The sequence below is a fragment of the Paenibacillus qinlingensis genome, from assembly GCF_013204845.1.
In the GTDB taxonomy this organism is placed as follows: domain Bacteria; phylum Bacillota; class Bacilli; order Paenibacillales; family NBRC-103111; genus Paenibacillus_E; species Paenibacillus_E qinlingensis.
In genome coordinates, this window is the sequence record NZ_JABMKY010000001.1 from 1 (window position 1) to 14211 (window position 14211).

Consider the following 14211-nt stretch of genomic DNA (forward strand, 5'->3'; position numbering starts at 1 on the left):
AAAGTGAAATCCACTAATTCATTAATTTGCCGAAGTATGTTATCCTTCGGCACGACGATGTCATACAGTGCCGCGTAAGGACTTAAAATCAAGGTCTGTTGATGCCGAATCATCCGCTCTCTCACCTACTTTTCGTGATGACTCTATTATAGAGCAAAAAAAAGGTACAGCCGCTTCAATTTTCTTGAAGGTCTGTACCTTTTCCTATGAATAGACTTTTTCAGTGGCCTCAGATTAGACTCGGCAGCCCTATAAATTTATCATTCAATCTTGGAATAGAGATTTGTTTGGCCCTAAGAAGTGCACCTACCACCCCATTCGTTCTTTCAGTGAAGCGATCTGAGCAATGTGATGTCGGTCATGCCAAACAAAACGTTGCAGTGCCGTTTCCAGACTTAGTACACCAAGGACTGGACTAGTAAAAGTCTTCTTGTACTCGGAAGGATCTAACGAGCGAAGCACAGCTGCAAATCGAATATGTATCGATTCCAATAGCTGAATCGAAGCTTCCATCGGCAGTTGATAATCACTTAGCTCTGCCCATAAATCTTCCCGATAAGAGCTTGCAACGGGACTATCCTCCGTAAGAGCACGCTTGAAGCGCATAAATGCATTCATATCATTGTCTGCCATATGGTGAACGACTTGTTGAACCGTCCATCCGCCTGGACGATATGGCGTTAATCGTTGTTCCTCATTGAGGTTTAACACAGTTTTTCGCAAAAGATCAACTGTCTCCGCAACGTCCTTCACCCATTTATCTCGTTCAACATGTGTGGGATGTTCGATCCGCTCAAATCTCCCTATCGGATATCGCAGATGTTCCATATCGTCAGTCTTCCTCTCTTAGTCCAATCTAATTGCTTTATCCGGTTCTCTCAAATATTCAAACATACTCTTCACCTGAGCAACCGTGTTTCGTTCTGCTGATAATTCAGGGAGTTCACTTTCACCGAAAAAGCGCACCTCACTCGTTTCCACTCCGCCCAACGCTTCTCCGCCAACTATTTTACAAAGAATAAACATTTTGTAGATGTGATAGGGCTCTGGTGGATGGTCATGGAACTTTTTATCCAGAACAGCGAGCAATCTGACGGGCACTACATCAAAGCCTGCCTCTTCTCTGATCTCTTTCACTGCAACTTCCGAAGGTGAGTACCCAATGTCAGCCCAACCCCCAGGGAGCGCCCAGGCACCATCTGCTTTCTCCTTCACAAGTAGTATTTTATTCTCTTCAAAAACAACGCCACGAATATCAACCTTCGGTGTTGCGTATCCAGTTTCATTCGCAAAGCTTAGGTTAATCGTTTCCTTCCCCACCAAAGTGTACGTATCCATAATATCCACACTTATTTCCCGAAGCGCTTGGAATCGTTCCAAATCAAAGACATCCTTCGAATACGTTAAACCGATTTGGGCAATCGCTTGAATTTGTTTGGCCCACTCTAACCATTTAAGGCTTACATCCTGTTCTGTCATCTCTTCACTCTCCTACTTTTCTCCCGATATATAACAAATGCGAGGAAACTCCCAACACCGATGGATCACGCGCTAGTCGAATGAGAAGATCAATGAACGCATCCTTTTCCCCTCGATCCGTCCAATATTGCTTCTGTTCTTGTGATAACAATGCTCCCAGATTGGAAGATCCAATCAGATCTAATGTCTCAAATCCTTGGCTTTCCATAAAAGGGTTGATGTCTTCCACATTGTAATAATAAGCACCCGTGAAACGACCTGCATCTGTATGATTAAACGTACCTTCTTCTATAAAATGTTCAACAGCTGCCATATGATCATTCGGTTTCCAAGCCTGGGGGAAGAGCAACGAAGTTAGAAGCATCCGCATCCGACTTTGAAAAGCGACAAATACGACACCATCGTTCTTGGTTACACGATACAATTCCCTAGTGGCAGCAACGCGCTCCGCTTCAACCTGCAAGTGATAGAGAGGTTCCAAACATCAACGAAGCATCATAGGTTGCATCTGGAATCCCCTCTAAACTCGTTGCGTTCAGCGTATGAAAACCATTAAACATTTCTGCTAAACCAAGCTCACTTGCTTTATCTTTCGCTAGCTCGACGAGCTTAGGTGTAAGATCGGAAAGAGTCACTTTATAGCCGAGTTTCGCTAATTCCATGGCGTATTTGCCTGGTCCAGCCCCGTTATCGAGGACATAGCCTTCACGTGGGAGATATTTCCTCATGTAGTGCCAATTTACCGTAAACTCAATAGGCTCGCGATCTAGTCTTCCCCACTCATCAAACTTGGCATAATAATCGATCACATTCTTCATTCGTTGTTCCCTCCCTATTTGAAAATACAAAAAAGACCCATCGCCTACAAAGAGGCGACAGGTCTAACCTTCGCGGTACCACTCTTCTTGATTCGCAACGTGAATAGTTGCCAATCCTCGAGACCCGATTACGGAGGTTAACCGTTAAGATCTACAAGACACTTCGACCTTACCGCTCAAGGGTGAGTTGGGGAAGCTATTGGCTGTCTTCCACCGAAGCGACAGCTCTCTGGACAATAGGTGTTCCTTACTAGTCCCAATCATTGCGTTTGGATATGTAATTAGTTGGATGTGATGTAAGTTTATATTCCCAAATAATCCCTGTCAATGGATTCTTTTTTCTGGCATATTTCCCACTTGAAATTTATGGTAAACACAATTATAATGACCTTAGTCAAATAATGACCACGGTCATTTATTAGTGAGGTGACATTCATGCTTAGAGAAATCCGCAAGCACGAGCTCAAACAGCAACTATTTTTAAAAGCAATTGAGTTGTTCCAGGAGAAAGGCTACGACCATGTGACCGTAGAAGAAATTGCCTCATCCTGCGGCATTGCCAAGGGTACCTTCTTCAATTATTTCCCCAAAAAGGAGCATGTCCTCCTTCATCTCGGTCAATCGCAAATTCAATTTATGAGCGAAATTGTCCAGAAACATCAAATCGCGAATCTTAGAGAGCGTCTTCGACTGATCTTCAATGACCTGCTCACCACCTATGCACAACATTCCGATTTGTTAAAGCTTACGTTATCCGAGACGATGAAGTCCGCCTTGCTTATGAAAGAAGAATCACCTAACATCCTTATTTTTCAACAGACCCTCTGTCAAATCATTAATGAGGCTAAGGACTTACATGCCTTTCAATCACGTTGGGAATCGTCCATTATCGCTTCCGTTTTAGTCGGTATTTACTTTAACTCACTCCTCTCTTGGGCGATGAACCAGTCTCAATGTGAAGATCTCACCGTTATGTTTAACAAGCAAATGGATGTTATTTGGGAGGGGATTGAACAATGAGCTCACTTCTTGTTTATGTATCAGCCACGTTCCTGGTGTTAATCAGCTTGATCCATGTGTATTGGGCATTTGGCGGCAGATGGGGCAGCCGCGCGTCTCTGCCGCAGACCAAAGATGGCGCTGCTTTATTCCTACCTCGTATGCCTGAGACACTAGCAGTTGCCATATTGATGCTAGGCGTGTGTACCGTATTGGTTGCCCAGTCTGAAACGCTGTCATTCCTACAAGCAAACTCATTTACCAAATGGTCATGTATCCTTTGTGGGAGTGTTTTCTTCTTAAGGGCGATCGGGGATTTCAATTATTTAGGTTTTTCCAAAAGAGTCAAACACACAGCTTTCTCCTACTATGACACGCGATTCTATAGTCCTCTCTGTCTTTTCTTGGCATTCTCATTTCTACTAACTGTTGTGTAAAAGTATAAAAATCCACCTCTCATCCGATAGATGATTGGTGGATTTTCGTTGTCTAACCTATTGACGCTACAGATGTTCTTTCAATTGACCAATGATTTCCTCATATTCTTGCTCAGTCAATTGCTTATTATCAGCGGGATTCATTTCGAACATTTTGCCCCACGTGTACCCATCCTTATATTTTGGAACAATATGGAAATGGACATGTGGCATCGTATCGCCAAAGGCGCCATAATTAATTTTGTCCGGAGAAAAAGCACGTTCCACAGCAGCTGCAGCCTGCGCAACATCACGCATGTATGCATCCTGATTCTCTTGAGACAAGTGAAAGAATTCGGTATGATGCTCATTCAAAGCAACAATACAGCGGCCCTTATATGTTTGTTCTCTAAATAAGTACAACGTCGATACACGCAATTGCCCAATTTCAATCATTAAGTTCGCTAATGCCTCATTCTTGCTGCAATAATTACATACGGGGGTCATTGTGGAAGTCTCCTATTCTAGTAATAAGTTAATGGATAACATTACTAGTATCATAGCATAATTCACACAGGAGCAGATACACTTCCTATTAGGAACAATACGGCTCCGCTAGCTGCTTAACTCGCTCAATACCATCCCACATGTCACCAGGACCATCATAAACAAGTGTAAGCGGACCTTCATAACCAGCCTGCTTGGCGATGTTTAAGCAGCGAATAAACTCAGCTTCATCAGGAACTCCCGCGGCATTGGTTTGCGCTTTGGCATGAATGGATTCACTATGCGGAATCGTTTGGACTAACTCATCGAATTTCTGTTCCCCTTTGAAATTGCCGAAATCAGAGGTGAATCCAATAACATCTCCACATCCTTTTATAATCGCAAGACAGTTGTCGCCTGTTGAGGATAGAGATTTGAAATTTTCTGTCACGACGCGAACGCCTCGCTCTTTACCATATTGTCCCAGCTCACGGAGGGCTTCAATTGATCGTGCCAAGGCATCCCTGTCCGATGGATCCGCTTCTCCGGCAATTATTCGTACTCTTTCCGCTCCTGCGTGTGCTGCAATATCTATCCAACCTTTGATCCAAGCGATATCGGATTGTCTACGAACCTCATCTGGGCTAGAGATATCCCCGTATTCAAGCAGTAATGTATAGAAGCGAAGCCCCGCATCCGTAAATGCCCCTTTCAACGCAAGCAGATAAGCTTCATTCGTCTCTGGGAAATGAAAATGACAAACTTCCAGCGAGCTGAATCCCTTCTCCGCTAGTACTGCTGGTAATTCGAGCAAAGAAAGCAGCTCTGGTTGATCTTGAGCTTCCGTGAATTGCGTTTGCGTGTTGTCATCCCAGCGAGTCCAACGCAACGGACCTAAATTTCGATGTAAACTCCAGCTCGTTAGTGATATAAATGGCATAGCTACCATCCTTTCATTCCTCTGTTTTGACATATCTTATCAAAGTCGTCCTGGAATCGCCATATTCGAATGCGCAAAAAGATATCTTATTATGCTATTTTTAAAGAAAACCTGAGACTATGCCTCAGGTCCTTGTATAATCCTAATGGGTTGTACATAGAGAGGGATGTCCGACGTTGTCAGGTTAAGCGAACGAGCAGAGCACCAAACCTAGAGGCTTACGGGGAAATAGCTGGTTGATTTTTCTAACGGACATGACAGCTTCTATTGTCTGGAAATCAGCCATTTCTCACTTCTAAAGGTCACCAGAGCCGCTAATTACTCTTTGATGTGCCAATATGCAATCCAATGGAGTGAATAACGGCCGTAGTGGCCGTTAGAATTTGAAACCCCTGCTTTTCTCATGAATAAGGACTCTCATGTCCGTTACTTAGTCAAACAACACGAGCCTCTCGGCAGTTAGGGAACTCAAGAAAAAAAGCAGGCCGCCTCAGCGCCTGCTCTCTCCCAATTACTTTATGCGATCCAAAAGCTCCGCTAACCGCTCATACGAGTCCTGCATCCCTTGCTCCATGCCTGAATGCAGCATGCCGTCTCGATCAGCAACCGATTGGAATACAGATTCCATCACTAGCTTGGTCTTTCCGCCTTCGAGTTCTTCGAATTTAGCCGTTTCGAGGATAACATGTCCCTTCTCTGGAAGCCCTTCAAACTCGAACGTCTGAATAATTCGTTCCGGCGCAGTAACTTCATGAAACACCCCGCGGAACGCATACTCATTTCCTTGACTGTCCAGATGTATATACCGCCAGTTGCCGCCACTTCTTGGCTCAAAAGTGTCTAATTTCATTGTCAGCTTTCGAGGTCCAAGCCATTCCACGAACAGCGCCGCATCCGTAAATGCTTGAAACACTAACTCCCGTGGTGCATTGAACACGCGTGTCATGCAAATCTGTTGACCTCCAGGCTCATAGGTAAGAATCGCTTCATGCTCGATCATAACCGTTCACTTCCTTTCATCAAAGTACCATTTCACTATCATAAACGAATTCGCCGTCGAGCTCCAATCATTCAACCTTTTACCTTGCGATTCGCCATAACCCTTTTTCCGCATTATATCCCTAGTTCATTGTGCTTTCTTCGTGTAAATAGAACGACGCCAATCACCACGACACACGCCATAGATAGCCATGAACTATAGAGGAACACTTGTCTCATCCCATAAGCCGCACTCATGAAGCCACCTAAGAAGCTGCCGATAATGCGCGCGGCCCCAAGGTTAAGTAAGCCATTGAGCGTTTGTCCGCTTGCCTTCCATTCCGCAGGTACTTCGCGGTTAATGATTGTGGCAATCGTAACGGATAGTACGATAAAGATAACGCCATGCAAGACTTGAACAGGTAATAACCAGTGCGCCACTTCAATCTGGGAGAATAAGAACCACCGTAAGGATGACGCTAGAGCAGCCACGAGTAAAATGATCGAGATAGGGATTCGCTTGAAAATTTTTGCTGAAAATAACAGAAAAGGCAGTTCGCTTAAGGACGAAATCGTCATCGACCAGCCTAACAGTACACTATCCCCACCCATTTGCTTGAAATAAATCGGAAAGAAAGCATAATAATAGCCAAGTGTAATTTGGATAATAAAATTCATGCCAATATAAAACATGAGTTTGCCATTCTTGAACAGCTCACGGAATTTCCGCCCCATCACATTCGCTGGTCGCCCAGCGGCAGCTGGAAACCGCCATAAACAAAGCAAAGCGGCAACCATTGTACAAGCGTAAACCGGGAACATTGAATTAATATACGACTTGGCAACGAACCCGAATAGGAGTGACATGATGGCAAAGCCTACCGTTCCTCCCAGCCGAATCAAGCCAAAGCTCCAAGTGGGCTGCCGATCTAATTCCTCTAAGGTAATCGCATCACTTAGCGCAAATATAGAGGTCTGGAAAAAAGTGAAAATGCAAATGATAACAAGAATAAAGAGAAATTGATGCGAGATCGGGAAGAATAGAATCGAAATACCACTGCCAATAATTAATAATCGCAGGATGTAATTTTTTGATTTGGCACGGTCCCCTAGCGCCCCCCATACAGGTTGACCAATCATGGCAATCAAGGGTCCGAGACTTAGGAGAACTCCGATCTGCTCCTGAGAAAACTTCGCGTTGTTAAGATACACCGGCATGAAAGTTCCATAAACCGCGTTTCCCATATAAATAACGACATAAAACAATACAAATGCATTCAGTTTCGTAGCTGTTCCCTTCTTTCATCTGTGATTGCTAAACGATGCCCACCCTCATGCGGTAAGCGAATAATATCGATCGTTGTTCACCAGCGAATACCTTCTCCACAAACTGGCGAAACGCTGCTGCCTCTGCTTCAAGCTCTTTGGCTCCTAACTTTATCGCGGATTGTATACTGCCTTGACTTAAAGCGAGATTGGCATAGCGAGTTGCATCGCAAGATTCCCAATTATGAAACACAATTTCTCTTGCATAACGGAATAAACCTGATGATTGGATTTGCTTCAAATGCTCGTCCTTGTTCCATCTGTGCGCTTGCTCATGCTTCGGTGCCAGCTGGACAGCCAACTGATCACCTAGGGTTGTAAGCTTCACATATTGCTGCTCGATTTCCCAGTCAATGACAGGCGGCCAATCGCAATCATACGCGGCGAAGACACCGCCTGGGCGAAGGATCCGCGCGAATTCAGGCAAAGTACTTTGCGGCTCCATCCAGTGAAACGATTGTGAACACGTTACAATGTCCGCAAAATCGGAAGGCAGTCCCAGCTCATGCGACAGTCCATTGACGAATTGAATAGCCTCTGGCTTGTTCATACGCTCCCATTTGGCTAGCGCTACTGCGCGCATGTCATCACTCGGCTCAACGCCAATGATACGCGCTGCGTCATTCAACCATAGAAACGAAGATAACCCCGTACCACAGCCTACATCTACAACGGTTGCGGGTTTACTACCCAGATAAGATGTCAAAATCTTAATCAATTCCTGCGGCGCAGTTGGGCGGCTTTCATCATACAGCGCACCGAACCCGGTAAATCGCTGTACATTACTCGTACGAATATGTTCAATCATAGATACCCTCCTCTGAGTGCTCACAAAAAAAGCTCAACCATAGGATGAGCTTCAACTCTACTTATTTAACGTACATGAACGTGCAATCGTCCCTCTAAGTGAAGTATGCCTTTATCTTGGACGGCTTCCTTCGCGAGGACATTGATTCGTTTCAACCACTCTTCTGGCTTGTAATGGTTGGTTATCGCTTGGACTAATCGCTCTGCATGATCATAACAGGTGTCATAGCCACCTAATTTACGAATGACCTCGACATACTCAACAACAAGCTTTCGAGCACCTTGCGTGGTGTAACCGAAATTCTGAACAAGAGCATCAACGATTCCGCGTTCATACAGATTCAGCCGAACTTGTGTTTTCATAGTAGATCCACCTGCCTCCCGTAAAAATGTTATAACCAACAAACCGAAGGGATGCTTCCCACTTCTCTGAGGAAAATACCACTTGATTGCCAAGACGTAACGCATCCAATTTCCGACCGCGTGTGGTGCGTAAAATTTGATCATAAAACCAATGTACATCCTTATTTAATTGTACTGCTTCTTCAATAATTCGTCCAGTATCACCATCTGCCATTGGGCCTATAATGATATCTGGATGCTTATGGCAAGGGTCCGATTCTCCCTTATTCATAACACGCCGATGCGACATCACAAATTCAGCCCAAGGTAAGGAATCACTTAGAAAGATAAGAGGCTCCATCTTAGCCGGAATGGAGATCAGTTCAATTTCAAGCACACAGGCAAGCTCATGCCCCATAATCGATCGTGCTGCTGCCTTACGTGCCCAGTTTCGCGCCTGCGCTGCTGAGATGGTTGTATAAAATCCTTCGCCGAAATCACGGCCAGGTCGCCAATACTTGCTATCCAATAATTTCGCTTGGAAAAGGTTGACAAGATTATCTGTTGTTCCATGATATAAACGTTGTGGTGTTATTATATCCATTTCGCTTTGCTCTGAAACCCCTTTCCCTTCTAAATAGGCTAGTAAGCACCACGAATATGATCGTGAACGTCAGTCGCATAGAAGCTCTTCAGACGCACTTGCTCTTCTGGTGTAAATTCTGGAACATCAAGGGCAGCTAGATTATCTTCAATCTGCTTGACGTTCTTGAAGCCAGGGATAATACAAGTAATGTGCGGATTCTCCAGAATCCATCGCATTGCAGCACGCGCCATATTGCCACGACCTTCGCCAATCCAAGCCAACTCCTGTGCGAGTTCTACGCCTTTCGCAAACGGCAGTCCAGCAAACGTCTCACCCACGTTAAATTGATCGCCATTCGCATTGAAATTCCGGTGATCATCCGCTGCAAATGTGCTGGATGTCGTGAATTTCCCTGTTAGTAAGCCGCTGGCCAACGGAAGCCGAACCAGGATGCCTACCCCTGCAGCATTCGCTTGCGGGAATAGAATGTCAGCAGGCTTTTGACGGAACAAGTTAAAAATCACTTGCAGCGCTTTGACACCTGGAACAGTGAGACAGAACAAACCTTCCTCCACCGTTTCAACGCTCACGCCATAGTGGCGAATTTTACCTTCAGCTTTCAATTTCTCAAGCACTTCGAAGACGGATCCATCCTTTAAGATCGCAAGCGGTGGACAGTGAATTTGATAAAGGTCAATGCGCTCACGATTTAAGCGTTTCAAGCTGTTTTCTGCAAATTGGCGAACTGCTTGCTCCGAGTAAGTCGCAAGATCATGAATATCACCCGAACGGCAAAACTTCGTGGCAATGTGTATCTCATCTTCTTTGCCTTTCGTCGCTTTCGCAAGGAGCTCTTCTGCATGACCTGAGCCATACACATCCGCTGTATCAAAAAAGTTCACACCTGCCTCCATGGCACGGTGTAAACCTCGAATAGATTCATCATCATTCGCCTCACCCCAGCCTCCACCAATAGCCCAAGTACCGAAGCTAACCTCACTAATTCGAAGCTCTGTATCACCAAGTTGACGGTATTTCATCCTTCCAACTCCTTCTATGTAGATGTCATGAACCATTTCATCTATCACCATTTCGCCATAGGATAAGAGGAAACCTCCCTATTTATGCAAAAAAAAGGAGTCCGCTTAGAACGGCCCCCTGGTTAGATGGTGAAAAAACGAATGACTAACGTTTGCGTTTATTGTAACCCTTCTCTTCATACGGCTCCAGATTTTCGAGCCATAATTCAAGCAATGCATCAACTTCAGCTCGATAACTTTTCAACTCCGCGGCATCCAAGATGATTTCATCCCGAGGCTCGATGCGATCCAGAACCTCAAACACGAACGATTGGCCACCGAACGTCGCCCAGTCCTTCTGAAGCTCATTGAATGTATTGGTATTCATCTGCTTGCAAAATTCAAGCCGGTTCTTCATGCCGTCGAGATCCATACTGCCGTTTACAAGTATTTTATCGTTCTGGGTATTGCGAATTTGATAAACACCCATGGCACGAAACGTTTGTTTATAGTTGGTCGCAAGCTCCTTCTTTTTCTGTTTGTCTAACATGTTGATTAATACCCCATTTCTTTTAAAATCCTGGAAAGCGTACTTAAACGTTCTCCAATCAACTCCCCGTCATCACTCAACGCTTGACTGAAAAGCTTGATATCTTCATTGATTTTCTCATTATCTGTACATACGCCTACCGTCATCGCATCGCCTTGCAGGCCGATTCTGTCGATAACAGGATTCTCCGCGTCATACCCGTTCTCATACCGATATGCGTCCTCTTGGAAATGAAGCTTCGTACGACAGACGAGGATAGCTAGATCTAACACACGGTGCAAAGGCAACTCTTCCGATTGGCGTGACCATTTCTCGCCTGTGTAGCGCCATACTTTAGCCGAAATATCAACCTTTCCTCTGTCATTCCACTGAGCTAGACCTAAGGAAAGACCTTGTGTATCCGTGTTTTGCGTGTATCTACCGTCAATATTGGCATAGTTCTCAGCTACGATAACAGGTTTATGTTTAAGTGTTGTTGGGATTTTCATTGAGATTCCTCCAAGTTTGAAATCATGTTTTATCTTAGTAATTTACTAATTTACTAAATATAAAACCGTTGATTGAAGTATACCTCAGCTTCTTTTTCAAGTCAATGGATGCCTGTATGTTGCGGTATGACAGATACTAGGAAATCTTCGCCGAAAAAAACACAGGACCACCCCAACAGGGAAGCACTGTGTTTTTCCTTCTTATCCGCTATGCCCTACCCGCGGTACCCGTTTCGTTGGCTCAGCAAGCACGCATGCCTCTGGAAGCATGCTGCCGGATGTCATTTTCGAATCAATCACATCTATGATCATTTGTAAGGAATTAATCTGATGTTGAATATTCTCCTTATGTTGCTGCAGCTTGACTTGTAGATCTGGATGCTCTGTCAAATCGGACTCATAGGTTAGACCTAGAAACGGCTTCATCTCGTCCAAAGACATACCTGTCTTCTTCAGACAAGTGATGAGTTTCATTACAGTGAGATCTTCTGGATGATAAATACGATGACGGTTCTTCTTCCGATCCGCCTGAGGCAACAGCCCAATTTTTTCATAGTATCGAATCGTATCTTCGGATAAATCGGATTGCACCGCTGCTTCTTTAATTGAAAATCCTACCGACTCACGCATTTACTCCAGCTCCCTTTATGTACATTGAATTCATTATAAAACTTGGAGTTGACTCGAAGTCAATCCTAAATAATTTTATTTTCATCTAGTGTTGACTTGAAGTCGACTCCAAGTTGTATAGTCAAATCCATACACAAATGCATGCTCTGAAAATGGAGGAAAATAAACATGAATAAGAATCTTTCAGGTAAAATCGTCCTACTTACAGGCGCCAGCAGCGGGATCGGATTGGCTTTGACTCACCAGTTGCTGCAAGAAGGCGCGCAGATCATTGCATTAATTCGCACAGGATACCCGAAAAACGATACAGCAATTCAATCAGCGATAGGAACGCGACAATTGCGTGTCTACCAAGCGGATTTGAGTGATTTTACAAGCTTAAGGGAGGCACTAGAACAAATTAAAAACAATGAGCAGATGATTGATCTCCTTTTCAACAATGCAGGTGGCAGCTTCCCCGAGCTCGTTTTTTCAAAGCAAGGTCGAGAACTGCATTACGAACTACAAACCGTCGTCCCCTATATCATCACGATGGAGTTAAAGACGCTTTTGATGAAGGGTTCGCTGAAAAGGGTCGTGCATACCTCTACTAACGCGTTCAACACGATGAAACGATTTGACCCAGAAACATTGGATCACCCCGCGCAATTTAAAATGCTATTCGGCCCCTACGCGGCGTCTAAGCTCGCGCTATCCTTATGGACGCAAGAACTCGCTCCCCATCTCGCCCTAGAAGGGATTACGATGATCACGGTCGACCCAGGCGGCAACAATACGATGCGCAAAGGCAAACAATCAGGCATTCCCTTCTATCTCAAGCCGATCATTCATTTATTTTTTCCACATCCTAGTAAAGGGGCTTCACTTCTCTATCAAGGTGCCCTAGCTGACCATATTCCTGGTGCTTATCTGACGAAAAACAAGCGGGCTGAGCTGAAATTCGTCCAGCATGCGCCACGGGTGCTTGAGAAAGTTCGTGCTATTTATGAGTATATGTATACGGAAGTTGGGAAATAATGAATAGACGCGAACGGCGTTGTCTATACAGAAAAACTCCTGCAATCGTGCTTTACTAGCACTTTTGCAGGAGTTTTTCCTACTTACCTATAAGTCCTGACTTAGGCGAATCATATCGCGGCACTGAATGCCATTTTCGAAAATAGGTTCCTTATAATGCCTAGTAAAGAAATCGAGATCCACACCGTAAATACGAAATCCGCACTTCTGATAGAGACTCAACTGCTGAACACCAGAATTTCCTGTACCAACCTCAATTGTCTGATAGTTTAGCGTTCTTGCCGTTTCCACTGCGTGTTTCACTAATTCCTTCCCATAGCCACGGCCTTGTTTCTTCGTAATCACCGCGATATTCACCAGCTCAATCGTCTTCGGTCTCGTAGGGAGCAGCAAATAAGCACCGATAACTTCATGGTTTTCTTCCAAAACGAAACATTTACTTTGGTACACATACGACTCGACCATCGCAAGCTCGGGGTCAGCTAATAGAAATAAGTGAATCGGATATTCTTCCGTTACTTGTAATTCTCGAATATGCAACATGCTGTATGCCTCCATCCAACTGTGATGGGTTTCAGAAGTGAAACTTTGTTTTAATCATGGCTGCGACATCCTCTGGACTTACCCCTGCGTTGTTGATACGCATGTAATTTTCTCTAGTGATTTCACCATCTAGTGAGTTTAAACGGTTCTTTTCCATGCTTTCTAGTAAATTCTGTTCCGATTGTTCAACATTTCGTTTGGTAGGCTTATGCGCGAGTCGATGAGGGGTTTTATTCCGTTCCACTCTCTCTTCCATAGGTGCTTCAAGTTCAACGAAATAGATCTCGCCACCATTGGATTCGAAAATAGCGCAAACTTTCTGCACGAAGTCCCAATCGGCTTGCACATCGAAAGCCCATACGTACGTGAAAATCAATCCGTACAGCTCGCTTTTCGCCACAGCCTCAAAAATCTCACAACGAAATAAATCAACTAACCGCCACGTTTCTTGAGAAAACCCGAAATAGGGATGAAGGAGATCAATCGTCATATGATTGTGAAAGAGCTTCAACGCGGTTGTTTGTTCAAGTGCGTGGCCCACTGTCATTTTACCAACAGCTTGCGGACCAAAAATGAGCACAAATTTCATAGCAGCACCTCACTATTGTTCATCCCTACTTCTATTTTATCATGCCTAATGGCGCTTTATTTGTATAAAATAAGTAAACTCAATCTTTCCTAGTTATGCTTACTACTCCTGGTTACTAATAGTCCGACTTTGCCGAACTAATCTCACTGTCCGTGTCAATATGACATAGTTAGTCCGAAAAACAAACTAATGCAACCC

At 44.4% G+C, this 14211-nt stretch carries 20 protein-coding genes and 1 other annotated feature; of the genes, 3 read left to right on the top strand and 17 right to left on the bottom strand.

Annotated elements, in window-relative coordinates; all coding sequences use genetic code 11:
• Positions 1-306 precede the first annotated feature (306 nt).
• The 4 genes from HQN88_RS00005 to HQN88_RS38255 are packed head-to-tail and all read right to left on the bottom strand — an operon-like array spanning position 307 to position 2297.
• Positions 307-828: a YfiT family bacillithiol transferase gene (locus tag HQN88_RS00005; RefSeq protein ID WP_173108184.1), complete on the bottom strand. Its 522-nt coding sequence runs from the start codon at positions 826-828 to the stop codon at positions 307-309.
• Positions 829-846: 18 nt separating this feature from the next.
• Positions 847-1479, bottom strand: a complete 633-nt coding sequence (locus tag HQN88_RS00010; protein WP_173108186.1) for an NUDIX hydrolase — start codon at positions 1477-1479, stop codon at positions 847-849.
• 4 nt (positions 1480-1483) lie between these two features.
• Positions 1484-1942, bottom strand: a complete 459-nt coding sequence (locus tag HQN88_RS38250; RefSeq protein WP_337995207.1) for a hypothetical protein — start codon at positions 1940-1942, stop codon at positions 1484-1486.
• Positions 1932-2297, bottom strand: coding sequence for a class I SAM-dependent methyltransferase (locus HQN88_RS38255; protein WP_337995208.1), 366 nt, complete (start codon positions 2295-2297; stop codon positions 1932-1934). The genes HQN88_RS38250 and HQN88_RS38255 overlap by 11 nt, the downstream gene beginning before the upstream one ends.
• Positions 2298-2344: 47 nt before the next feature.
• Positions 2345-2570, bottom strand: a binding site (T-box leader).
• Between the two features lie 162 nt (positions 2571-2732).
• Between HQN88_RS38255 and HQN88_RS00020 the strand changes: the two genes are divergently transcribed.
• Complete coding sequence (locus HQN88_RS00020; protein WP_173108188.1) at positions 2733-3317, top strand: TetR/AcrR family transcriptional regulator; 585 nt, start codon at positions 2733-2735, stop codon at positions 3315-3317.
• Positions 3314-3733, top strand: coding sequence for a DUF3995 domain-containing protein (locus HQN88_RS00025; RefSeq protein WP_173108190.1), 420 nt, complete (start codon positions 3314-3316; stop codon positions 3731-3733). Before HQN88_RS00020 ends, HQN88_RS00025 begins: the two co-directional genes overlap by 4 nt.
• A gap of 66 nt (positions 3734-3799) precedes the next feature.
• Here HQN88_RS00025 and HQN88_RS00030 read toward each other — a convergent pair whose 3' ends face one another.
• The 11 genes from HQN88_RS00030 to HQN88_RS00080 all read right to left on the bottom strand — a co-directional run bounded on the left by HQN88_RS00030 (position 3800) and on the right by HQN88_RS00080 (position 11864).
• Positions 3800-4219: an HIT family protein gene (locus tag HQN88_RS00030; protein WP_173108192.1), complete on the bottom strand. Its 420-nt coding sequence runs from the start codon at positions 4217-4219 to the stop codon at positions 3800-3802.
• Positions 4220-4307: 88 nt separating this feature from the next.
• Complete coding sequence (locus tag HQN88_RS00035; protein ID WP_173108194.1) at positions 4308-5138, bottom strand: sugar phosphate isomerase/epimerase family protein; 831 nt, start codon at positions 5136-5138, stop codon at positions 4308-4310.
• Between the two features lie 511 nt (positions 5139-5649).
• Entirely contained in the window at positions 5650-6138 is a 489-nt protein-coding gene (locus HQN88_RS00040) for an SRPBCC family protein (RefSeq protein ID WP_173108196.1), read from the bottom strand.
• 113 nt (positions 6139-6251) lie between these two features.
• Complete coding sequence (locus HQN88_RS00045; protein WP_337995209.1) at positions 6252-7382, bottom strand: MFS transporter; 1131 nt, start codon at positions 7380-7382, stop codon at positions 6252-6254.
• A 49-nt stretch (positions 7383-7431) separates the two neighbouring features.
• Positions 7432-8250, bottom strand: a complete 819-nt coding sequence (locus HQN88_RS00050; protein ID WP_173108198.1) for a class I SAM-dependent methyltransferase — start codon at positions 8248-8250, stop codon at positions 7432-7434.
• 65 nt (positions 8251-8315) lie between these two features.
• Positions 8316-8612, bottom strand: coding sequence for a hypothetical protein (locus HQN88_RS00055; RefSeq protein WP_173108200.1), 297 nt, complete (start codon positions 8610-8612; stop codon positions 8316-8318).
• Entirely contained in the window at positions 8581-9195 is a 615-nt protein-coding gene (locus HQN88_RS00060; protein WP_173108202.1) for a DUF3990 domain-containing protein, read from the bottom strand. The genes HQN88_RS00055 and HQN88_RS00060 overlap by 32 nt, the downstream gene beginning before the upstream one ends.
• Before the next feature lie 38 nt (positions 9196-9233).
• Complete coding sequence (locus HQN88_RS00065; RefSeq protein ID WP_173108204.1) at positions 9234-10217, bottom strand: aldo/keto reductase; 984 nt, start codon at positions 10215-10217, stop codon at positions 9234-9236.
• A 145-nt stretch (positions 10218-10362) separates the two neighbouring features.
• Positions 10363-10746, bottom strand: coding sequence for a GIY-YIG nuclease family protein (locus HQN88_RS00070; RefSeq protein WP_173108206.1), 384 nt, complete (start codon positions 10744-10746; stop codon positions 10363-10365).
• Positions 10747-10751: 5 nt separating this feature from the next.
• Positions 10752-11234 carry a DUF6530 family protein gene (locus tag HQN88_RS00075; protein ID WP_173108208.1) on the bottom strand — a complete coding sequence of 161 codons (483 nt, stop codon included), beginning with the start codon at positions 11232-11234 and terminating at the stop codon, positions 10752-10754.
• Between the two features lie 201 nt (positions 11235-11435).
• On the bottom strand, positions 11436-11864 hold the full coding sequence (locus tag HQN88_RS00080) for a MerR family transcriptional regulator (protein WP_173108210.1): 429 nt from the start codon (positions 11862-11864) through the stop codon (positions 11436-11438).
• A 168-nt stretch (positions 11865-12032) separates the two neighbouring features.
• Between HQN88_RS00080 and HQN88_RS00085 the strand changes: the two genes are divergently transcribed.
• Positions 12033-12881 (top strand): SDR family NAD(P)-dependent oxidoreductase, encoded by an 849-nt coding sequence (locus HQN88_RS00085; RefSeq protein WP_173108212.1) that lies wholly within the window; start codon positions 12033-12035, stop codon positions 12879-12881.
• 87 nt (positions 12882-12968) lie between these two features.
• On the opposite strand, the gene HQN88_RS00090 is transcribed toward HQN88_RS00085, so the two are convergent.
• Positions 12969-13421, bottom strand: a complete 453-nt coding sequence (locus HQN88_RS00090; protein WP_171636245.1) for a GNAT family N-acetyltransferase — start codon at positions 13419-13421, stop codon at positions 12969-12971.
• A 34-nt stretch (positions 13422-13455) separates the two neighbouring features.
• Positions 13456-14013, bottom strand: a complete 558-nt coding sequence (locus HQN88_RS00095) for an AAA family ATPase (protein WP_173108214.1) — start codon at positions 14011-14013, stop codon at positions 13456-13458.
• Positions 14014-14211 lie beyond the last annotated feature (198 nt).